The 20643-nt window shown below is 72.8% G+C and carries 16 protein-coding genes and 2 tRNA genes; 12 read left to right on the top strand and 6 right to left on the bottom strand.

All coding sequences use genetic code 11. The features are described 5' to 3' along the window. Positions 1 to 5: 5 nt before the first annotated feature. Together FHR77_RS08380 and FHR77_RS08375 are read left to right on the top strand one after the other, a co-directional pair. Positions 6 to 623, top strand: a complete 618-nt coding sequence (locus tag FHR77_RS08380; RefSeq protein ID WP_167259675.1) for an FMN-binding negative transcriptional regulator — start codon at positions 6 to 8, stop codon at positions 621 to 623. Next, positions 620 to 2119 (top strand): amidohydrolase, encoded by a 1500-nt coding sequence (locus FHR77_RS08375; RefSeq protein WP_167259674.1) that lies wholly within the window; start codon positions 620 to 622, stop codon positions 2117 to 2119. Before FHR77_RS08380 ends, FHR77_RS08375 begins: the two co-directional genes overlap by 4 nt. A gap of 72 nt (positions 2120 to 2191) precedes the next feature. On the opposite strand, the gene FHR77_RS08370 is transcribed toward FHR77_RS08375, so the two are convergent. Next, a complete protein-coding gene (locus FHR77_RS08370; protein ID WP_056056459.1) occupies positions 2192 to 2680 on the bottom strand; it encodes a Dps family protein in 489 nt (162 codons plus the stop codon). A gap of 217 nt (positions 2681 to 2897) precedes the next feature. Here FHR77_RS08370 and FHR77_RS08365 point away from each other — a divergent pair, with 217 nt between their 5' ends. Both FHR77_RS08365 and FHR77_RS08360 read left to right on the top strand, forming a co-directional pair. Next, on the top strand, positions 2898 to 4490 hold the full coding sequence (locus FHR77_RS08365; RefSeq protein WP_167259673.1) for a sensor histidine kinase: 1593 nt from the start codon (positions 2898 to 2900) through the stop codon (positions 4488 to 4490). A gap of 9 nt (positions 4491 to 4499) precedes the next feature. Further along, complete coding sequence (locus FHR77_RS08360) at positions 4500 to 5165, top strand: response regulator transcription factor (RefSeq protein WP_056056457.1); 666 nt, start codon at positions 4500 to 4502, stop codon at positions 5163 to 5165. Positions 5166 to 5205: 40 nt separating this feature from the next. Here FHR77_RS08360 and FHR77_RS08355 read toward each other — a convergent pair whose 3' ends face one another. Further along, complete coding sequence (locus FHR77_RS08355) at positions 5206 to 5994, bottom strand: SGNH/GDSL hydrolase family protein (protein WP_167259672.1); 789 nt, start codon at positions 5992 to 5994, stop codon at positions 5206 to 5208. Between the two features lie 146 nt (positions 5995 to 6140). Between FHR77_RS08355 and FHR77_RS08350 the strand changes: the two genes are divergently transcribed. Beyond that, a complete protein-coding gene (locus tag FHR77_RS08350; protein ID WP_167259671.1) occupies positions 6141 to 7940 on the top strand; it encodes an acyltransferase family protein in 1800 nt (599 codons plus the stop codon). Between the two features lie 240 nt (positions 7941 to 8180). On the opposite strand, the gene FHR77_RS08345 is transcribed toward FHR77_RS08350, so the two are convergent. After that, positions 8181 to 8251, bottom strand: a tRNA-Gly gene (locus FHR77_RS08345). A gap of 151 nt (positions 8252 to 8402) precedes the next feature. On the opposite strand from FHR77_RS08345, the gene FHR77_RS08340 reads away from it, so the two are divergent. From FHR77_RS08340 to FHR77_RS08315, 6 genes are all read left to right on the top strand, one after another. After that, positions 8403 to 8475 (top strand) — tRNA-Pro (locus FHR77_RS08340). Between the two features lie 64 nt (positions 8476 to 8539). After that, a complete protein-coding gene (gene tig / locus FHR77_RS08335; protein ID WP_056056454.1) occupies positions 8540 to 9862 on the top strand; it encodes a trigger factor in 1323 nt (440 codons plus the stop codon). 160 nt (positions 9863 to 10022) lie between these two features. Next, positions 10023 to 10610 carry an ATP-dependent Clp protease proteolytic subunit gene (locus tag FHR77_RS08330; RefSeq protein WP_056056453.1) on the top strand — a complete coding sequence of 196 codons (588 nt, stop codon included), beginning with the start codon at positions 10023 to 10025 and terminating at the stop codon, positions 10608 to 10610. A gap of 37 nt (positions 10611 to 10647) precedes the next feature. Next, the gene (locus FHR77_RS08325) at positions 10648 to 11310 is read left to right on the top strand and encodes an ATP-dependent Clp protease proteolytic subunit (RefSeq protein ID WP_056056452.1); all 663 of its coding nucleotides are present in this window, start codon (positions 10648 to 10650) and stop codon (positions 11308 to 11310) included. Positions 11311 to 11520: 210 nt separating this feature from the next. Next, on the top strand, positions 11521 to 12801 hold the full coding sequence (clpX, locus tag FHR77_RS08320; protein ID WP_056056451.1) for an ATP-dependent Clp protease ATP-binding subunit ClpX: 1281 nt from the start codon (positions 11521 to 11523) through the stop codon (positions 12799 to 12801). Positions 12802 to 13016: 215 nt separating this feature from the next. Continuing rightward, positions 13017 to 14513 carry a right-handed parallel beta-helix repeat-containing protein gene (locus tag FHR77_RS08315; protein ID WP_167259670.1) on the top strand — a complete coding sequence of 499 codons (1497 nt, stop codon included), beginning with the start codon at positions 13017 to 13019 and terminating at the stop codon, positions 14511 to 14513. A 53-nt stretch (positions 14514 to 14566) separates the two neighbouring features. Here FHR77_RS08315 and FHR77_RS08310 read toward each other — a convergent pair whose 3' ends face one another. Next, entirely contained in the window at positions 14567 to 16612 is a 2046-nt protein-coding gene (locus FHR77_RS08310) for a M3 family metallopeptidase (protein ID WP_167259669.1), read from the bottom strand. Between the two features lie 91 nt (positions 16613 to 16703). On the opposite strand from FHR77_RS08310, the gene FHR77_RS08305 reads away from it, so the two are divergent. Then, on the top strand, positions 16704 to 17522 hold the full coding sequence (locus tag FHR77_RS08305; RefSeq protein ID WP_167259668.1) for a methyltransferase domain-containing protein: 819 nt from the start codon (positions 16704 to 16706) through the stop codon (positions 17520 to 17522). A gap of 42 nt (positions 17523 to 17564) precedes the next feature. Here the strand turns inward: FHR77_RS08305 and FHR77_RS08300 are convergent, their stop codons facing one another. Then, entirely contained in the window at positions 17565 to 17825 is a 261-nt protein-coding gene (locus FHR77_RS08300; protein ID WP_167259667.1) for a hypothetical protein, read from the bottom strand. After that, entirely contained in the window at positions 17825 to 20431 is a 2607-nt protein-coding gene (valS, locus tag FHR77_RS08295; RefSeq protein ID WP_243861628.1) for a valine--tRNA ligase, read from the bottom strand. Before valS ends, FHR77_RS08300 begins: the two co-directional genes overlap by 1 nt. Positions 20432 to 20643: the final 212 nt, after the last annotated feature.

Below are 20643 nucleotides of genomic sequence, written 5' to 3'. Positions count from 1 at the left end.
GTCGCATGAGGCACACCCCGCATTTCGTGCTGTCCGACGTCGCCGAGGTCGCGCGCCTCGTGCGCGAGAACCCCTGGGCGACGATCGTGGCCCACACGGCGGAGGGCCTGGTCGCGTCGCACTACCCGGTCGTCCTCGAGGAGACCGACGACGGGTCGCTCTCGCTCGTCAGCCACGTCGGCCGCCCCGACGAGCGCAGCCTCGAGCTGGGCCAGGGCGAGGTGATGGTCATCGTCCAGGGCCCGCACGGCTACGTCTCGCCCGGCTGGTACCCGGCGGAGCAGATCATCCCGACCTGGAACCACGTCACCGCCCACCTGTGGGCCACCCCCGAGATCCTCTCCGACGACGAGAACTTCCGGGTGCTCGGCGAGCTCGTCGACCACTTCGAGCGCGTGATGCCCGAGCCCAGCTCCCTGCAGCTCGACGAGGAGGGGGCGCGCCGGGTCGCCCGCGGCACGGTGGGCGTCCGACTCCGCGTGACCCGGTTCGACGCCCGCCTGAAGCTCAGCCAGAACAAGCCGCCCGAGGTCGTCGACCGCATCGTCGCCGAGCTCGAGCACGGCGAGCACTACGCGCAGCCGGCGCTCGCGGCCGAGATGCGCCGGGTGCACCCCCGATGAGCCCCGAGCCCGAGGAGGCGCGGGCCGTCTTCTTGACGAACGCCCGCGTCGTCGGCGCCGACGGCTCCGCTCCCGTCGACGCCCTCCTCGACGGCGGGGTCGTCGTCGAGCTCGCGCCCCGGGGCGAGCTCGCGCCGCCCGGCGGCGCCGAGGTCGTCGACCTCGAGGGCCGGTGGCTCGGCCCCGGCCTCTGGGACTCCCACGCGCACCTCGACCAGTGGTCGCTCGTGCGCCGCCGCCTCGACGTCGGCGGGGCGACCAGCGCCGCGGAGGCCGCGGCCCTCGTCGGGGCGCGCCTCCGCGAGGCGCCGCCCGCGCCCGGGGAGCCCCTGGTCGGCTACGGCTTCCGTGACGCGCTCTGGCCCGACCAGCCGCACCGGGCGCTCCTCGACGCCGTCAGCGGCGACGTGCCGGTCGTGCTGGTCAGCGCCGACCTGCATGCGGCCTGGCTCGACAGCGCCGCGCTGGCCGCCCACGGGCACGCCGGCCACGAGACGGGCCTGCTGCGCGAGCAGGACGCGTTCGCCGTGTCAACCGCCGTCAGCGCGGTCAGCGACGCCGTCCTCGACGGCTGGGTGGGCGACGCCGTCGCCGCCGCGGCCGCGCGGGGCGTCGTCGGCGTCGTCGACCTCGAGATGTCGTTCTCGCTCGACCGCTGGGCCCGTCGCGTCCGGGGCGGCGTCGACCAGCTGCGGGTGCGCTGCGGCGTCTACCCCCACGACCTCGAGGCGGCCGTCGAGCGGGGGCTCCGCACGGGCGACGTGGTGCCGGGCACCCGGGGGCTCGTCACGGTGGGGCCGGCGAAGATCATCACCGACGGGTCGCTCAACACGCGCACCGCGTGGTGCCACGACCCGTACCCGGGGCTGAGCGGTCCGGGCGCGAGCGGGGTCGCGAGCTACGACCAGGGCGACCTCGTCGCGTGGATGCGCCGCGCCTCCTCGGCGGGCCTCGTGCCGGCCGTGCACGCGATCGGCGACCGGGCGAACGAGCGGGCCCTCGACGCGTTCGAGGCCGTGGGCTGCCGCGGCAGCGTCGAGCACGCGCAGCTGCTGGACGCGTCCGACGTCGCGCGGTTCGCCGGCCTCGGCGTCGTCGCCAGCGTGCAGCCCGAGCACGCGATGGACGACCGCGACGTCGCCGACGCCCTCTGGGCTGGCCGCACCGACCGTGCCTTCGCGCTGGCGTCGCTCGTCGCGGCCGGGGTCGAGCTGCGCCTCGGGTCGGACGCCCCGGTGGCTCCGCTCGACCCGTGGGTCACGATGGCGGCCGCCGTCTCGCGGTCGCGCGACGGCCGTGCCGCCTGGCACCCCGAGCAGCGGATCGGGGCGCGGGCGGCGCTGCTCGCCTCGGTCGACGGGCAGGGGCTCGTCCGTGCGGGCCGTGTCGCCGACCTCGTCGTCACGGAGGCCGACCCGCTCGCGGCCGACGACCTCCGGGGGTTCCCGGTCGCCGCGACCCTCGTCGGCGGCCGGTTCACGCACCGCACGCCCTGACGACGGAGGCCGCCGCCCCGGTGGGGGCGGCGGCCTCTCGTCAGGCAGGTGCCGGGGTCAGCCGACGTCGGCTCAGCCGGCGACGTGCGCCGCGAGGAACCAGCGGTCCTTCTCGAGGCCGCGCGAGATCTCGATCGCGACGTCCTGGCTGGAGGCGTCGAGCTCGCCGAGCTCGTCGATGGCGGTGCGGACGCCGACCAGGGCGGCGTCGATCTGGGCGACCAGCTCGGCGATCGTGCGGTCGATCTGGTTGAAGCCGGGCGACGTCGTGGGGATCGAGGTCTTGGCGGCGACGGTCTCGATGCGCGCGTCGACGGGGAGGCCGAGGGCGACGACGCGCTCGGCGGCCAGGTCGGCCCACTCGCGGGCGTGGTCGACGACGACGTCGATGAGCTCGTGCACGGCGACGAAGGCGATGCCCCGGACGTGCCAGTGCGCCTGCTTGCCGTTGACGGAGAGGGCGGTCAGGTCGGTGACGATCGGGCTGAGGAACTGGGCGACGCCGGCGGCGACGTCCGGGTCGACGGAGCCCTGGGGAACGGTGATGCGGAGATCGGTCATGACGAGTCCTTTCCTAGACGATGGGTGCAACGCTATTCGGCTGGGGGGATTCCGCAAGCAAGCTGAGGCTGCACTTCGTGAGGGTCGCCTGCCCTCACCGGCGCCGACCTGCGTCCCGTCTGAGCCGCTCGTCCGGGTCGCAGCGGGGGATAACCCCACCGGGCGTCCGGGCGCTGGCACCATGGGGAGCGAGGCCCGGACCCGCGAGGCTCGTCCCATGACCCAGGAGCGCCCCATCACCGTCCAGAACCCCTACCTGTCGCCGCCCGCCCGCCCGGGCGGCTACCGTCGCCGCTGGCGCGAGCTGCCCCGCGAGCTCGGCTACGTGGCCCTCTCGGCGGTGCTGGTCGTGATCGTGTCGCTGGGCGCCGCGCTGTTCTTCCACGTGCTGAGCGGCTCGAGCGACTCGCTCGTCACCCTCCTCTTCCTCGCCGTGGTCGTCTTCGGCGCCCTCTGGCTGGCCCGCTGGTTCGGCACCTTCGAGGTGCTCCGGCTGCGCTGGGCGAGCGACCGCCCGATCCGCCCCGTGGACTGGACCCCGAACACGGCCTGGGGCCGGTCGAGCTCGCGCTTCGTCCGCGCCGTGTCGGTCTTCGCGAACCCGCACTACTGGCTCTACCTCCTCTACGCCCTCATCGTGTTCCCGACCGTCGCGGGCGTGACGACGTTCGTGCTCGCCCTGCTGCTCGGCGGCCCCCTCCTGCTCGTGCTCGGCATCGTGCTGTTCTTCGGCGCCGTCACCCCGTTCCCGCTCGGCGACTGGCCGTCGGCGATCGGCGCCGGCGGGGCCGCCGCCCTGGTGATCGTGGCCCTCGCCGTCTTCGCCGGCGTCGTGCTCGTCTACCCGTACGTCGTGCACGCCGCGGTCGTGGTGCACCAGGCGATCGCCGCCGCCGTGCTCGGCGGGTTCCGCTCCGAGCAGCTCGAGGTCGAGCTGGCCGACCGCGAGATCTCGCGCACCGCGGCGCTCTCCGCCGAGGGCACGGCGCTCCGTCGCCTCGAGCGCGACATCCACGACGGGCCGCAGCAGCGGCTCGTGCGCCTCCAGATGGACCTCGCCGCCGCCGCCCGCGCCGTCGACGTCGACCCGGAGAAGAGCAAGGCCCTGATCGAGGAGGCGCGGGTGCAGTCCCGCGAGGCCCTCGAGGAGCTGCGCGCCCTCTCCCGCGGGTTCGCCCCACCGCTGCTGCTCGACCGAGGCCTCGTCGCCGCGCTCGAGTCGCTCGTCGACCGCGCCGTCATCTCGACGACGCTGGTGAACCGGGTGCCCGCCCACGTGGTGGTGCCCGCCGACATCGAGCGCAACGCCTACTTCATCGCGTCGGAGCTCGTGACGAACATCGGCAAGCACTCGGAGGCCAGCTCGGCCGACCTCGCGCTCCGCACCCGCACCGCCCCCGACGGCGTCGGCACCCTGCTCGAGCTCGTCGTCACCGACGACGGCCGCGGCGGCGCGGGCCTCCGTGACGGGCACGGCCTCGCCGGGGTGCAGGAGCGCCTCGTGGGGCTCGGCGGGTTCCTCGACATCTCCAGCCCGCAGGGCGGCCCGACGATCGTGACGGTGAGCATCCCGCTCGTGACCGACCTCGGGAGCCCGGTCGCGCCTCCCTCGGCGGACGCCCCGACGACGGCGGAGCCGACGCCGACCGCGGCGACCCCCGGCACGTCCCCCACCCTGCCGCTGCCCCCGTACGCCGCCGTGACCGAGCCGCTGCCCGACGTGTCGCCGACGGCCGTGACCGAGCCGCTGCCCCGCGGGGCCGGCCGGGGGCGGGGCCGCGGCGCGACGGGCGGGCCGACGGCTCCCTAGACTGCCGGGATGACCGACGGCCCCCTCGATCCCGCCCTCCGCGTCGCGGTCGCCGACGACTCCGTGCTGCTGCGCGAGGGTCTGGTGCGGCTGCTCGACGAGCTGGGGGTGGCGGTCGTGGGGGCCTTCGGCGACGCGGACTCGCTGCTCGCCGACCTCGACGCCGTCGCCCCGGACGTCGCCGTGCTCGACGTCCGCATGCCGCCGACCCACACCGACGAGGGGGTGCGGGCGGCGATCGAGATCCGTCGCCGGCGCCCGCAGACCTGCATCCTGCTGCTCTCGCAGTACGTCGAGGTCGCCTACGCCCGCGACCTCCTCGAGTCGGGCTCTGGCGGCGTCGGCTACCTGCTGAAGGACCGCATCGCGTCGATCGACGAGTTCCGCGACGCCCTCGAGCGCGTCGCGGCCGGCGGCACCGTGCTCGACCCGCAGGTCGTCTCGCAGCTGCTCGGGCGCCGCAGCGACCCGCTCTCCGCCCTCACGCCGCGCGAGCGCGAGGTGCTGACCCTCATGGCCGAGGGCCGCACGAACGCGGCGATCGCCGCACAGCTCGTGATCGGCACGGGCGCCGTCGAGAAGAACGTCACGTCGATCTTCCAGAAGCTCCTGCTGGAGGACAGCGGCACGGACCACCGCCGCGTGCTGGCGGTGCTGGCCTACCTGCAGCACTAGGGGCGGGCGGGGCGCGACCCGCACCGCGCCTCCCCGGGGGTCAGCTGCCGCCGTCGACGCTCCCCGGCGCGACCCCGTCGGGCGTGCCCTCGACGGGCCCCTCGTCGGCCCGGAGCACCTCGGGGGCGGCGCCGACGTCGAGGATGGTCTCGCGGAGCGACCGGCCGAGCCGCTCGTAGCCGGCCGTGGTCGGGTGGATGCCGTCGACGCTGGCCCCGGGCACCCAGGCCTCGCCCGAGCGCACGGTGCGCCACGGGTCGACGAAGACGTGGTCGGTCGTCGCGACCCAGCGCTCGAGGTCGCGCTCGTAGCGGGCGGCGGCCGAGGGGTCGCGGTCGTACGGGGGGATGGCGGCCACGACGACCTCGCGCGCGCCGACGGTGTCGATGATCGACTCGTACGACGCCCGGGCCGTCGAGAACGAGACTCCCGTGCGCACGTCGTTCGTGCCCGACATCAGCACGAGGACGTCGACGTCGGCGACGGGCTGCACGGCGGCGGCCTGCTGCTCGACCGTGCTGCCGCCCCGCGCCCAGCCGCCGACGTACTCGACGCCGTCGCCCTGCGCGTACGTCATCCACGTGTCGGCGGCGAGCCCGTCGCTGAGCAGGCGACCGCCGCCGGCCGTGAGCGAGTCGCCCACGATCGCGACCCGGACGCCGTGGCCGTCGCCCGCCGCGACGGGCACGAGCGTGCTGGCCGCGCCCGGCGCGGCCGCGGAGACCCGAGCGGGGGAGGCGGTGGTCACGGCCCCCGCGGAGCAGCCGGTCGTCAGCAGGGCCAGCGCCGCGCCCACGAGCGCGACGCGGGCGGGGGTCGCGCGGTCCATGGGTCGATCGTGCCGCATCGCGGGGGCCTCCACGTACACCGTCGGGATGACATCTGCGCTCACTGGCACGGTCGGCGTCATGAGACATATTACGATGGTGGGTCTATGGGTCCGGACGGGGCCTCGACGACGATCGGAGCACCACCGTGGTCCCCTTCCGCTACCGTGCCGAGCTCGACGGGCTGCGGGCCGTCGCGATCCTCACGACGATGTGGTCGCACGCGGGGTTCCGGGGGCTGAGCGGCTCGGGCATCGACTTCTTCTTCGTCATCAGCGGCTACCTCGCCACGAGCATCGCGCTGCGCGACCGCGACCTCGGGCGCTTCGGGGTCGGTCGCTACCTCGTCCGCCGGGCCCGCCGCATCCTCCCCGCCCTCGTCGTCGTCATGCTGGCGACCCTGCCCGTGGCCGTGCTCGTGATGCTGCCCGACGAGCTCGAGAACTACGGGCAGTCGCTCGTGGCGACGCTGGCCTCGGGCAACAACGTGCTGCTCTGGCTGACCTCCGGCTACTGGGACCTCGCCTCCGACTTCAAGCCCTTCCTGCACACCTGGAGCCTCGGCGTCGAGGAGCAGTTCTACCTGCTCTTCCCCCTCGTGCTCGTCGTCGCTCCGCGGGTGCCCGCCCGGGTGCGGACGATCGCGCTGGTCGCGGCGACGCTCGCCAGCCTCGTCCTGGCCCTGCACCAGGGGCTCGTCGACGTCGACTCGGCCTACTACCTCCTGCCCGCGCGGGCGTGGGAGATCCTCGTCGGCTGCCTGCTCGCGGTGGGTGCTCGTCGGGGGTGGCGCTGGCTCGTCGCCGTGCCCGACGGCCGGGCGCGCTGGCTCGCGCTGCTCGGCCTGGGTCTCGTCGTGGCCTCGCTGGTCGGGGCCCCGGCCGAGGAGGGGTTCCGCCTGCCGGTCGTGGCGGCGGCCGTGGCGGGCGTGGCGCTCGTCATCGCGTTCGCGCGCTCCGGGTCGCCGGTGACGCGCCTCCTCTCGGCCCGGCCGCTCGTCGCGGTGGGGGTCGTCACCTTCAGCGTCTACCTGTGGCACCAGCCCCTCTTCGTGTTCGCCCGCGTGCTGACGCCGGAGGCCCCGCCGGCCTGGCTCTTCGTCGTGCTCATGGCCGTCGCGCTGGGCGTGGGCTGGCTGTCGTGGCGGTTCGTGGAGGAGCCCTTCCGCCGCCCCGCGCGGATGTCGCTCCGCCGGTTCGTGCCGGTGGTGGGCGGGGGAGCCGCGGTGGTCGTCGTCGCCGGAGCCGTGCTCGCCGGGTCGGGCGGCCTGCCCGCACGGCTCGGCGAGGACCCGGCCGAGGCCTCGATCGACTACAACCGGCGGATCAGCGAGACGGGCCGCGAGCCCTTCGACCGGCCCGGCGCGACGAACGTGCTCGTGGTGGGCGACAGCTGGTCGCGCGACCTGGCGAACAGCGTGCTCGAGACGTACCCGCGGGCCGACCTCGAGCTGCGGCACCTGCACGGCCCGTCCTTCGACGCGGGGGTCTGCTTCCTCGCCGCGAACCCCGAGCTCGAGGGGTCGGCGCTCTGGGCGGGCGCCGACGTGGTGCTGGTGTCGATCGGCGACGAGTACGAGCCCTGCCTGCGAGGCGAGATCGCGAGCATGACGGCGGAGGGCAAGGCGGTCTTCTACGGCGGGCCGAAGAACTTCGGCGACAACCTCAACTGGGTGGTGCAGCGCCGCGGCGACGACCGTGCGGGCCTGACGAACCGGCTGCCGGGGTGGGTGGCCGAGCGCGAGGCGAGCTCGTCGGCCCTCGTGCCGGCCGAGCACTACGTGTCGTGGAGCCCCCTGTGGCGGGACGGGCGCACGCCGATCACGGACGACTCGGGCGCCCTGCTGTCACCCGACCGCGTCCACTTCACCCGCGCCGGCGCGACCCTCTTCGGCGACGCCCTCCGCGCCTCCCCCCTCGACGCCTACTTCGCCCCCCTCGACCGCTGACCCGCGCCCCCGGGTCGCGCCTCCGCGACCGCCCCCGTAGGCGACGGACGCCGGAGGCGTCGCACGAGCACTTCGACGGACGAGGCAGAACGACGCCCGGAGGAAGATGCATCCACGTCGCGAAGCGACGGACGCCGGAGGCGTCGAATGAGCACCGCGACGGACGAGGCAGAACGAAGCCCGGAGGAAGATTCATTCACGTCGCGAAGCGACGGACGCCGGAGGCGTCGAACCCATACGAGGGGATGACGGGAATCGAACCCGCGCCATCAGTTTGGAAGACTGAGGCTCTACCATTGAGCTACATCCCCGGAGCGGCCGTGCCGCAGCGGTGGCACCAACTATAAACCATGGGCTCGGCCCGCTCAGTCACGGGCGGCCGTGGGTCGGCTAGACTCACCGAGGCCTGTTCCCACCCGACCTCAACGGGGTGACCGGGGGCGGGCCGAGTCAGGTGATGCACGGGGCGTAGCGTAGTGGCTAGCGCGTCCGTTTTGGGGGCGGAAGATCGCAGGTTCGAGTCCTGTCGCCCCGACAGTCGTCTACCCCCGCTGTCTCGGTCGTGAGTTCAGCGCCACCAACACAGGAGAAGCCCTACATTGGTCCAGACCACGGTTGAGAAGCTCAGCCCCACGCGCGTCAAGCTCAACATCGTCGTCACCCCCGACGAGCTGAAGCCCAGCGTCACGCACGCCTACGGTCACATCGCCGAGTCGATCAACATCCCCGGCTTCCGCAAGGGCAAGGTGCCGCCGCCCATCATCGACCAGCGCGTCGGTCGCGAAGAGGTCCTGAACCACGCGGTCAGCGAGAGCCTCGACAAGTTCTACCGCGAGGCCGTCGCCGAGACCGAGATCCGCGTCCTCGGCCGCCCCGAGGCGGACGTCGTGGCCTGGCCCGACGTCAAGGACTTCTCGGGCGACCTGACGATCGCCGTCGAGGTCGACGTGCGCCCCGACTTCGACCTGCCCGACTACGAGGGCCTCGAGCTCACGGTCGACAGCGTCGAGATCTCCGACGAGGAGGTCGACGAAGAGCTGTCGAACCTGCGCACGCGCTTCGGCACGCTCGTCACGGTCGACCGTCCCGCGACGACGGGCGACTTCGCCCAGATCGACCTCACCGCCACCATCGGCGACGACGAGGTCGACTCGGCCAAGGGCATCTCGTACGAGATCGGCTCCGGCGAGCTCATCGAGGGCATCGACGAGGCCCTCGAGTCGCTGACCGCCGGTGAGAGCACCACCTTCGAGTCGAAGCTGCTCGGCGGCGACCGCGAGGGCGAGACGGCTCAGATCGCCGTCACCGTCACCGCCGTCAAGGAGCGCGAGCTGCCCGAGGCCGACGACGACTTCGCGCAGATCGCCAGCCAGTTCGACACCATCGACGAGCTCAAGGGCGACCTCAAGGAGCAGCTGGCCAAGTCGAAGACCTTCGGTCAGGGCGCCCAGGCGCGCGACCAGGTCGTCGAGAAGCTGCTCGAGGCCGTCGAGATCCCCGTCCCGGAGAAGCTCGTCGAGGACGAGGTGCACCGTCACCTCGAGCAGGAGAACCGCCTCGAGGACGAGGAGCACCGTGCCGAGGTGAAGGAGAGCAGCGAGAAGGCCTTCCGCAACCAGATCCTCCTCGACGCGATCGCCGAGAAGGAAGAGGTCAAGGTCGAGCAGGACGAGCTCACCCAGTACCTGATCCAGGGCGCCGCGCAGTACGGCATGGAGCCCGGCGAGTTCATCAAGGTCCTCGACCAGAACGGCCAGATCCCGGCCATGGTCGGCGAGGTCGCCCGCAGCAAGGCCCTGGCGGTCGTGCTGTCGAAGGCGAAGGTCGTCGACGGCGAGGGCGCCGAGGTCGACCTGTCCGCCTTCACCGCCACGGCGGGCGTCGGCGGCGACGACGACCACGAGGGTCACGACCACGCCTGATCGGGCGTGACGACCGGAGGGCCGGGTGCATCTGCACCCGGCCCTCCGTCGTCTCCGGGGCGCGGCCGGCAGTCAGTTATTGCCGTGGGCGAACAGCCCGGAAGTGCCGCGTTGCACCCGATAGGTTCAACAGCAAGCGACAACGAATGGGAGCTCCACCATGGCCGACGTGACACTGCCCAACAGTGTTTTTGACCGACTGCTCAAAGACCGCATCATCTGGCTCGGGTCCGAGGTGCGCGACGAGAACGCCAACGAGATCGCCGCGAAACTCCTCCTCCTCGCCGCTGAGGACAGCGAGAAGGACATCTACCTGTACATCAACTCGCCCGGCGGGTCGATCACGGCGGGCATGGCCATCTACGACGCGATGGAGTTCGTGCCGAACGACATCGTGACCGTCGGCATCGGCATGGCCGCCTCGATGGGCCAGCTGCTGCTCACCGCGGGCACCAAGGGCAAGCGCTACATCACGCCGAACGCCCGCGTCCTGCTGCACCAGCCCCACGGCGGCTTCGGCGGCACCAGCTCCGACATCCAGACCCAGGCCCAGCTCATCCTCTCGATGAAGCAGCGCCTGGCCGAGATCACGGCGGCGCAGACGGGCAAGACCGTCGAGCAGATCAACGAGGACGGCGACCGCGACCGCTGGTTCACCGCCGAGGAGGCCCTCGAGTACGGCTTCGTCGACCACATCCGCGGTTCGGCCACCGACGTCATCGGCGGCGCCGGCACCGACCAGGACTAGCCCCCACCCGATCATCAGCACAGAAAGAGAAGAACTCATGGAACTCCCGATGATGGGTGGCGCGGGTCGACTGCAGGCCCCCAGCTCCCGGTACATCCTGCCGAGCTTCGAGGAGCGCACGGCCTACGGCTACAAGCGCCAGGACCCGTACGCGAAGCTCTTCGAGGACCGCATCGTCTTCCTCGGCGTGCAGGTCGACGACGCCTCGGCCGACGACATCATGGCCCAGCTGCTCGTGCTCGAGAGCATGGACCCCGACCGCGACATCACCCTCTACATCAACTCGCCCGGTGGCTCGTTCACGGCCATGACGGCCATCTACGACACGATGCAGTACATCCGCCCCGAGATCCAGACGGTGTGCCTCGGCCAGGCGGCGTCCGCCGCGGCCGTGCTGCTCGCGGCCGGCCAGCCCGGCAAGCGCCTCGCCCTGCCCAACGCCCGCGTGCTGATCCACCAGCCCGCGACCGGCGGCAGCAGCGGCGGCCAGGCGTCCGACATCGAGATCCAGGCGAAGGAAGTGCTCCGCATGCGCACCTGGCTGGAGGAGACCCTCTCGAAGCACTCGAACAAGTCGCCGGAAGAGGTCAACCGCGACATCGAGCGTGACAACATCCTGGGTGCCGAGGAGGCGCTGGCCTACGGCCTCGTCGACCAGGTGCTCACCTCGCGCAAGAACCAGCCGGCGCTCACGCGCTGACCCCTGCACCGATCGGCCACCGCCGGTCGGGTGCGACGTCAGAGGACCCCGGGCACGCGCCCGGGGTCCTTCGTCGTCCTCCCCGGTGCGCCCGGCGCGGGTCGATCCGGCCCGGAGGGCGGTGCGGGTGCGGGAGTGTCGGACGATCGGGTTAGGCTCGGGGGACGACGGCCGACAGGGGTCGACGACCAGCTGACAGGGAGGCCGGGCATGGCACGGATCGGTGAGAGCGCAGATCTGCTCAAGTGCTCCTTCTGCGGCAAGAGCCAGAAGCAGGTGCAGCAGCTCATCGCGGGCCCCGGGGTCTACATCTGCGACGAGTGCGTCGAGCTGTGCAACGAGATCATCGAGGAGCGCCTGGCCGAGGCCGGTGAAGAGCCCACGAGCGAGTTCGACCTGCCGAAGCCCCGCGAGATCTACTCGTTCCTCGAGGAGTACGTCATCGGGCAGGACGCCGCGAAGCGCGCCCTCTCGGTGGCCGTCTACAACCACTACAAGCGCATCCGTGCCGCGTCGACGCTGACGGCGGCCGAGTCGCTCGCCGACGAGGTCGAGATCTCGAAGTCGAACATCCTGCTGATCGGCCCGACGGGCTGCGGCAAGACGTACCTCGCCCAGACCCTCGCCAAGCGCCTCAACGTCCCGTTCGCGGTGGCCGACGCGACGGCCCTGACCGAGGCGGGCTACGTCGGCGAGGACGTCGAGAACATCCTCCTCAAGCTCATCCAGGCGGCGGACTACGACGTCAAGCGCGCCGAGACAGGCATCATCTACATCGACGAGATCGACAAGATCGCCCGCAAGGCCGAGAACCCGTCGATCACCCGTGACGTGTCGGGCGAGGGCGTCCAGCAGGCCCTGCTGAAGATCCTCGAGGGCACCGTCGCGTCCGTCCCGCCGCAGGGCGGTCGCAAGCACCCGCACCAGGAGTTCATCCAGGTCGACACCACCAACGTCCTCTTCATCGTCGCCGGAGCGTTCGCCGGCCTGGAGGACATCATCAGCAACCGGGCCGGCAAGCGCGGCATCGGCTTCGGGGCTCCCCTCCACAGCAAGGAGGACGAGGCGGCCCTGTTCAGCGAGGTCCTCCCCGAAGACCTGCACAAGTTCGGCCTGATCCCCGAGTTCATCGGCCGCCTCCCGGTGGTGACGACGGTCACGCAGCTCGACCAGGCAGCCCTGATGCAGATCCTGACCGAGCCGAAGAACGCCCTCGTGCGCCAGTACCAGCGCATGTTCGAGATCGACGGCGTCGAGCTCGAGTTCGACAGCGCCGCCCTCGAGGCGATCGCCGACCTCGCCGTCCTCCGCCAGACGGGGGCCCGCGGGCTCCGGGCCATCTTGGAAGAGGTCCTCGGGCCGATCATGTTCGACGTGCCCTCCGACGACACCGTCGGCAAGGTCGTCGTCACCCGCGCCTCCGTCATGGAGAACGCGGCGCCGACCATAGTTCCGCGCCTCGTCGAGCAGCGCACGGAGAAGTCCGCCTAGCGCGCAGCCCTCGACGTCGACAGCCCCGCGGGCCGACGTCACCCGAAGAGCCCGACCGACGAGGTCGGGCTCTTCGTCGTCCTGCCCCCTTCGGGGCTCTTCCCCCGCCTCGACGGTCAGTGTTAGCGTGGATCGTGCATGAAAGCGTGAGTGATGTAAGAGTCGACGATGTGCGGCGTAGTCACGGGGTCACCCCCGACACGGCATCCGACGACATGTCGGGGCCGTCGTCGGGGCCGGTCGACCTGCGGGGCAGCACCGACACGGGAGGCCGGCTCGGCCGGAGGGCGATGCTGGCCGCCGCGCTCGGCACGCTCGGGGCCGGGGTGCTGGCGAGCAGCCCGGTCGGTCGCGGCGACGCGGCCCACGCGGCGGGGGAGCCGACCGCCCCGGCGACCGGGGCTCCCGGCGCGGCGGGCACCGCGACTCCCTTGGCCCCGTCGGGGGTGCGTCGCTCGTCGGCCTCCGCGACGCTCGCGGCGGCGATCGCGGGCACCGAGGCTCACGGCACCCTCGTCGTCGACCGGTCCGAGACGACCGCGGTGCCGGTCGTGGTGGACCGCCCGATGACCCTGCTCTTCGAGGCCGGCGTGGAGCTGCGGACGACCCGGGACGTCAGCGCCCTCGTCGTCCGGGCCGACGACGTCACGCTGCGGGGAGCCACCGTGGTCGGGTCCGGCTCCGCGACGAGCGGGAAGGCCCGCGGGGTCGAGGTCGTCGCCACGGTCGGGGCTCCCGTGCGACGGCTGCGCGTGTCGGGCTGCTCGATCTCGCGCTTCTCGTACGGCGCCGTGTACCTCGAGCACGTGCGCGAGTTCACGGTCGACGGCAACGTGCTCACCGACCTCGCGTACGCGGGCGTGATGCTCTTCTCCTGCCTCGACGGCACGGTGCGGGGCAACGAGGTCACGGGCGTGCACCAGTCGGGGTCGTTCCCGAACTCGTACGGCATCGCCGTGAACCGGTACTGGAACCAGTCGATCGACGTCGCACCGCGCTCGGAGCGGATCACGGTGGCCGACAACGTCGTCTCGGACGTGCCGCTCTGGGAGGGCATCGACACGCACGGCGGGCGGGAGGTCACGATCGTCGGCAACCGCCTGACGGGCTGTGCGGTGGGGATCGCCGTCGTGCCCTGCAAGAGCCCCGACGGCGCCACCACCTACGCGCCGCTCGACTGCGTGGTCGCGTCGAACACCGTCGACGCGGGCACGCTCGCCGTGCCGCGCAACGGCATCGTCTTCAAGGGCGCGGGGTTCGGCTCGGGCACGGCCGTCGAGGAGGGCACCGGGGCGATCCTCGACAACACCGTCACGGGCTACGGGGGAGACACCCTCGACGCGGCGGTCTGCGTCTACTTCACCTCGGGTCTCGTCGTCGCCCGGTCGGTGCTCAACGGGTCGATCGCCCGGGCGCTGAACATCTACACGGGCAACCACGACCTGACCGTCGTCGACACCCTCGTCACCGGGCTGACGAGCCGCACGACGCAGCGGCCGAGCGTGATCGACGTCCGCCACCACGACAACTCGGCGCTCATCGTCCGCACCCGGTACGTGGCGACGCCCGGCAGCCGTGCCGACGCGGTGGGGCTCTACGCCGCGGTCGGCGGCAGCACGCTCGACCTCGTCGACAACGACTGGACCGCCAGGGCGCGCGCCGTCTACTGCAGCGTCGAGAACACCCTGGCGCGGCTGCACGACGGGGCCTGAGCGCCGCGGGGTGCCCGGCGACGCCGCGGGGCGCCCGGCGGCGCCGCGGGGCGTCAGGCGAGGCCGCGGCGCTCCAGCAGGGGCTCGACCCGCGCGTCGCGGCCGCGGAAGTCGCGGTAGGCCTCGAGCGGGTCGCGGGAGCCACCGACGCCGAGCAGCCGTGCGCGGAACCGGTCGCCGCCCGCCCGGCTGAGCCCGCCGTTCTCCTCGAACCACTCCACGGTGTCGGCGTCGAGCACCTCGCTCCAGATGTACGAGTAGTAGCCGGCGTCGTAGCCGCCCGAGAAGGTGTGGGCGAAGTACGTGCTCGAGTAGCGCGGGGGCACCGGCGCGAGGTCCAGGCCCGCCGCGGCCAGCGCCTCCCGCTCGAAGGCCTCGACGTCGGTGACGGCGGCGGCCTCCGCGGCGGTGAGCGTGTGCCAGGCCTGGTCGAGCAGGGCGCTCGCGAGGTACTCGCTCGTCGCGAAGCCCTCGTTGAAGGCCCGCGACGCGACGAGCCGGTCGACGAGCTCCTGCGGCATGCGCTCGCCCGTCTCGTGGTGAACGGCGTAGTTCTCGAGCACCTCGGGCCAGAGCATCCACATCTCGTTGACCTGGCTCGGGAACTCGACGAAGTCGCGGAAGACGTTCGTGCCCGAGAACGTCGGGTACGTCACGCGGGCGAGCAGGCCGTGCAGGGCGTGCCCGAACTCGTGGAAGAGCGTGGTGACCTCGTCGAGGGTCAGCAGGGTCGGCGATCCCGCCGCCGGCTTCGGCACGTTGAGGTTGTTCACGACGACGGGCGGCAGCCCGAGCAGCGCCGACTGCGAGACGAGCGGGTTCATCCACGCCCCGCCCCGCTTGGAGTCGCGGGTGTACAGGTCGAGGACGTACAGGCCCACGGGCCGGCCGCCGCCCTCGGTGACCTCGAAGACCCGCGCGTCGGGGTGCGGGCCGACCAGGTCGGGGCGCTCGGCGAACTCGAGGCCGTAGAGCTGCGACGCCGCGAAGAAGACGCCGTCGTGCAGCACGCGCTCGGCCTCGAAGTAGTCGCGCATCGAGGTCGTGTCGACGTCGTAGCGCTCGGCCCGCAGGCGGTCGGCCCAGAAGGCCCAGTCGGCCGCGGCGACCTCCTGCCGGCCCGCGGCGGCCCGCAGCTCGACGAACTCGGCCCGGGCGTTCGCGGCCGCGGGCGGCGCGAGCCGGCCGAGCAGGTCGGCGACGGCCGACGGGCTGCCGGCCGTCTCGCCGGCGGTGACCCACGACGCGTGGTCGCGGTGGCCGAGCAGCTCGGCCCTCTCGGCCCGGAGCCGCACGATCTCGAGCAGGAGGGCGCGGGTGTCGTGCTCGCCGCCGCGTCGGCCGCGGGCCAGGGAGGCGCGCATCACGCGGTCGCGGAGGTCGCGGTCGGTGAGGTCGGCCAGCCACGGGTGCCCGGTCGGCAGCACGAGGGTGATCACCCAGCGCCCGTCGAGGCCGCGGTCGCGGGCGGCCTCGGCGGCGGCGGAGACCTGGCCGTCGCTGAGCCCGTCGAGCTGGCGGACGTCGTCGACGACCACGGCGAGGTCGTTCGTGTCGGCGAGGAGGTGCTTCTCGAACTGCGTGGTGAGGGTCGACAGGCGGCCGTTGAGGTCGCGCAGGCGCGCCTTCTCGTCGTCCCCGAGGCCCGCACCCGCCCGTTCGAACGACCGCAGCGTGCGGCGCACGAGGTACCGCTGCTCGTCGTCGAGGCCGGCCACGTCGTCGTCGCCGCGCTCGACGGCGTCGGCCACGGCGCGCACGCGGGCGTACAGGCGGGGGTCGAGGCGGATCGCGTCGTCGTGGGCGGCCAGCCGCGGCGCGAGCTCGAGCTCGAGGGCGTCGGTCGTCGCGTTCGAGTCGCTCGAGGCCCGGTCGAAGAAGACGTGGCCGACGCGGGTCAGCACGGCCCCGCCGCGCTCGAGCGCCGTGATCGTGTTCTCGAAGGTCGCGGGCGCCGGGTCCGCGGCGATCGCCTCGACCTCGGCGCGGTGCTCGGCGAGGCCCGCCTCGAAGGCGGGCGCGAAGTCGTCGTGAGTGAGGGTCGCGTAGGGCGGCAGCGAGTACGGCAGCGGGCTCGGCTCGAGGAACGGGTTCGTCATGCGCCCACCCTACGAGCGCGCCGCCCGCCGGGGCGGGCCACGGGGCGTCACGAGGGAGGGCAGCCCCGAGGAGGCGCGCTACAGTCCCCGCATGAGCTCACGCCCCGGTGCCCCCGCCACGTACACCCACGGCCACCACGAGAGCGTGCTGCGGAGCCACGCGTGGCGCACCGTGGCGAACAGCGCCGCCTACCTCGAGGCCGAGCTCGTGCCGGGCCGCCGGGTGCTCGACGTGGGGTCGGGCCCCGGGACGATCACGGTCGACATCGCGGAGCGCGTCGCGCCGGGCCGCGTGGTCGGCGTCGACGCGGCCGAGGTCGTCGTGCAGCAGGCCCGGGCGCTCGCCGCCGAGCGGGGCCTCGACACCGTCGAGTTCGTCGTCGCCGACCTCTTCGCGCTGCCCTTCGACGACGACTCGTTCGACGTCGTGCACGCCCACCAGGTGCTGCAGCACGTCGGCGACCCCGTCGCGGCCCTCCGCGAGATGCGCCGGGTGACCGTGCCCGGGGGAGTGGTCGCGGCCCGCGAGGTCGACTACCACGGCACGGTCTGGGCGCCGGCGTCGGAGGGCCTCGACCGGTGGATGGACGTCTACCAGCAGGTGCACCGCGGCAACGGCGGCGAGCCCGACGCGGGGCGGGCGCTGCGGGGCTGGGCGCTCGAGGCGGGCTTCACCGACGTCTCGTGCACCGCCTCCTCGTGGTGCTTCTCGACCGACGACGAGCGCACCTGGTGGGGCGACAGCTGGGCAGCGCGGGCGACGGAGTCGGCCTTCGCGGCCGACGCCGTCGCGCGGGGCGTCGCGACCGCCGCCGAGCTCGACGCCATCGCCGACGCCTGGCGAGCCTGGCGCGACGCCCCGGACGGCGTGCTCATGATGCCGCACGGCGAGATGATCGCTCGCGCCTGACCCGTGAGCGACGACCGCCCCGGGCTCCGGGCCGGTCGTCGCTCAGGCGTCGGGGTCGTCGCCCTCGGCGTCGGCCTCGTGGATGCGCGCCTCGCCCGTGACGGCGTCGACGCGGATGGTCGTGCCGTCGTCGAGCTCGACCACCGGGCGGTGCTCGAGGTAGGTCAGGGTCCAGCGCCAGGTCGAGGCGTCGACGCCCTGCTCGGCGAGCTCGCGCTCGACCTGGGCGACCGCCCCGACGACCGGGGCGGGGAGGGCGGCCGGTGCCGCGCCTCCCACGCTCCACCGCGTGCCGAGCTGCATCAGGCGCCCGCCGCCGGGGCCGGGGCCTCGGGCAGCTCGCCGAGCTCGATGGCCGCGACCGCCAGCGCCTCGCCCTCGACGAACTCGAGCGACTGGATCTTGCCGACCGCCGCGAGGTCGGAGGCCGCCCCGCGGAGCACGTCGAGCTGGGCGGCCGGGGCCGCGATCGTCGCCGAGACCACGGGGGTCTTCTGCGAGGCCTTCGCGTCCGACTTGGCACGTCGCACGCCGATCAGGGCCTCGCCGACGAGCGCGAGCAGGCCCGTGGGCTGCCCGACCTCGCCGAGCTCGGCCGCCGTGGGCCAGGAGGCGCGGTGCACCGAGCCGTCGTGGGTCCACGACCAGACCTCCTCCGTCGCGAACGGGAGGTACGGGGCGAGCAGGCGCAGCAGGCCGTCGATCGTGGTCTGCAGGGCGAGCACGGCCGAGGCCTGCTCGGCCGGCGTCGTCGCGCCGTACGCGCGCTCCTTGACGAGCTCGAGGTAGTCGTCGCAGAAGGTCCAGAAGAACTTCTCCGTGATCTCGAGCGCGCGGGCGTGGTCGTAGCCCTCCAGCGCGTCCGTCGCGGCGCCGATCACCGTGGCGAACTCGGCGAGCAGGTCGCGGTCGAGCGGCTCGGTGACGCGGTGCTCGCCCGAGGGCAGCTCGAACGAGTACACGAACTTCGCGGCGTTGAGCACCTTGATCGCCAGGCGACGACCGATCTTGATCTGCTTCGGGTTCTGCGGGTCGAAGGCCGCGTCGGTGCCGAGGCGGCTCGAGGCCGCCCAGTAGCGGACCGCGTCGGAGCCGTGGTCGTCGAGCATGGCCGCCGGGGTGACGACGTTGCCCTTCGACTTCGACATCTTCTTGCGGTCCGGGTCGACGATGAAGCCCGAGATGGAGGCGTTCGCCCACGGCACCGTGCCGTGCTCGAGCTGCGAGCGGAGGGCGGTGGAGAACAGCCAGGTGCGGATGATGTCCTGGCCCTGCGGGCGGAGCGAGTACGGGAAGACGAGGTCGAACAGCTCCGGGTCGGTCTCCCAGCCGCCGGCGAGCTGCGGGGTCAGCGACGAGGTCGCCCAGGTGTCCATCACGTCGAGCTCGCCCTGGAAGCCGCCGGGCACGCCGCGCTGCGACTCGTCGTAGCCGGGGGCCGCGTCGCTCGACGGGTCGACGGGCAGCGACGCCTCGTCGGGCACGATCACGTCGTCGAAGACGGGGTTGCCGTCGGCGTCGAGCGGGTACCAGACGGGCAGGGGCACCCCGAAGAAGCGCTGACGCGAGATGAGCCAGTCGCCGTTGAGGCCGTTGACCCAGTTGTCGTACCGCACGCGCATGAAGTCGGGGTGGAACGACACCTCGCGACCCCGCTCGAGCAGCGACTGCTGCAGCTGCTCGTCGCGGGCGCCGTTGACGATGTACCACTGGCGCGTCGACACGATCTCGAGGGGCTTGTCGCCCTTCTCGAAGAACTTGACGGGGTGCGTGATCTTCCGGATCTCGCCGACGAGCTCGCCCGAGGCCGTCAGCTGCTCGACCACCGACTGCTTGGCGCTGAAGACCGTCTTGCCGGCCAGCTGGGCGTACGCGTCGCGGCCCGCCTCGGACTCGATCGCGGCCGGGGCCTCGCTGACGAAGCGGCCGTCGAAGCCGATCACCGCGCGGTTCGGCAGCTGCAGCTCACGCCACCACACGACGTCGTTCGTGTCGCCGAAGGTGCAGACCATCGCGATGCCGGAGCCCTTGTCGGGCTGCGCGAGGTGGTGGGCCACCACGGGCACCTCGACGTCGAAGAGGGGGGAGCGCACGGTCGTGCCGAAGAGGGCCTGGTAGCGCTCGTCGTCGGGGTGCGCGACGAGGGCGACGCAGGCGGGCAGCAGCTCGGGGCGCGTCGTGTCGATGAGCACGTCGCCCTGGCCGTCGGTGCGGTGGAAGGCGAGCTTGTGATAGGCCCCCGGCATCTCCTTGTCCTCCAGCTCGGCCTGGGCGACGGCGGTGCGGAAGGTGACGTCCCAGAGGGTGGGCGCGTCGGCCTGGTAAGCCTCGCCCCGGGCGAGGTTGCGCAGGAAGGCCTTCTGCGCCGTGGCCTGCGAGCGGTCGTCGATGGTGCGGTAGCTCTGGGTCCAGTCGACCGAGAGGCCGAGCTTGCGCCAGACGTCCTCGAACTGCTTCTCGTCCTCGACCGTCAGGCGCTCGCAGAGCTCCACGAAGTTCCGGCGCGAGATCGGCACCTGGTCGGCGGCCTTCGACGACTTGCCGTCGCCGCCCTCGAAGGGCGGCGTGAAGTCGGCGTCGTAGGGCAGCGACGGGTCGCAGCGCACGCCGTAGAAGTTCTGCACGCGGCGCTCGGTCGGCAGCCCGTTGTCGTCCCAGCCCATGGGGTAGAAGACGCTCTTGCCGCGCATGCGCTCGAAGCGCACCTTGACGTCGGTGTGCGTGTAGCTGAAGACGTGGCCGATGTGCAGGCTGCCCGAGGCGGTCGGCGGGGGCGTGTCGACGGAGAACACGGAGTCGCGGGTCGCCTCGGTGCGCGAGAACCGGTACGTGCCGTCGGTCTCCCAGACCTGGCCCCAGCGGGACTCGAGGCCCTCGAGGGCGGGCTTGTCGGGCATCGGTGACGTCATGGGCTGACTCCGGTTCTGTGGGCGGCGCCGTGTCGGTGGTGAGACGCCTGGATGTGGACCTCGTCAGTGTACGCGGGCCGACATGGCCGCCAGGGAAACGTGCGGTCAGCGCAGGGTTGCAGTCACCGCACTGGCGGCTCCGGCGCAGCGCTGCTAGGTTTCCTGGGTTTTTGCCCGACACCGCGGTCGCGCTCCGTCCCCCGATCCGGAGG

The organism is Frigoribacterium endophyticum, assembly GCF_011759585.1.
GTDB classification, from domain to species: Bacteria; Actinomycetota; Actinomycetes; order Actinomycetales; family Microbacteriaceae; genus Frigoribacterium; species Frigoribacterium endophyticum.
Note: the sequence above shows the minus strand (reverse complement) of the source record. Positions and strands in the feature narration are given on the sequence as shown.

Excerpts from the sequence above, each read along its gene's own strand:
- FHR77_RS08315 (WP_167259670.1), top strand. The coding sequence starts at position 13,017 with ATGTCGGGGCCGTCGTCGGGGCCGGTCGACCTGCGGGGCAGCACCGAC.
- FHR77_RS08355 (WP_167259672.1), bottom strand. The coding sequence starts at position 5,994 with ATGGACCGCGCGACCCCCGCCCGCGTCGCGCTCGTGGGCGCGGCGCTG.
- FHR77_RS08325 (WP_056056452.1), top strand. The coding sequence starts at position 10,648 with ATGGAACTCCCGATGATGGGTGGCGCGGGTCGACTGCAGGCCCCCAGC.
- FHR77_RS08305 (WP_167259668.1), top strand. The coding sequence starts at position 16,704 with ATGAGCTCACGCCCCGGTGCCCCCGCCACGTACACCCACGGCCACCAC.
- FHR77_RS08330 (WP_056056453.1), top strand. The coding sequence starts at position 10,023 with ATGGCCGACGTGACACTGCCCAACAGTGTTTTTGACCGACTGCTCAAA.
- FHR77_RS08370 (WP_056056459.1), bottom strand. The coding sequence starts at position 2,680 with ATGACCGATCTCCGCATCACCGTTCCCCAGGGCTCCGTCGACCCGGAC.
- FHR77_RS08365 (WP_167259673.1), top strand. The coding sequence starts at position 2,898 with ATGACCCAGGAGCGCCCCATCACCGTCCAGAACCCCTACCTGTCGCCG.
- FHR77_RS08380 (WP_167259675.1), top strand. The coding sequence starts at position 6 with ATGAGGCACACCCCGCATTTCGTGCTGTCCGACGTCGCCGAGGTCGCG.
- FHR77_RS08375 (WP_167259674.1), top strand. The coding sequence starts at position 620 with ATGAGCCCCGAGCCCGAGGAGGCGCGGGCCGTCTTCTTGACGAACGCC.
- FHR77_RS08300 (WP_167259667.1), bottom strand. The coding sequence starts at position 17,825 with ATGCAGCTCGGCACGCGGTGGAGCGTGGGAGGCGCGGCACCGGCCGCC.
- clpX (WP_056056451.1), top strand. The coding sequence starts at position 11,521 with ATGGCACGGATCGGTGAGAGCGCAGATCTGCTCAAGTGCTCCTTCTGC.
- FHR77_RS08360 (WP_056056457.1), top strand. The coding sequence starts at position 4,500 with ATGACCGACGGCCCCCTCGATCCCGCCCTCCGCGTCGCGGTCGCCGAC.
- valS (WP_243861628.1), bottom strand. The coding sequence starts at position 20,431 with ATGACGTCACCGATGCCCGACAAGCCCGCCCTCGAGGGCCTCGAGTCC.
- FHR77_RS08310 (WP_167259669.1), bottom strand. The coding sequence starts at position 16,612 with ATGACGAACCCGTTCCTCGAGCCGAGCCCGCTGCCGTACTCGCTGCCG.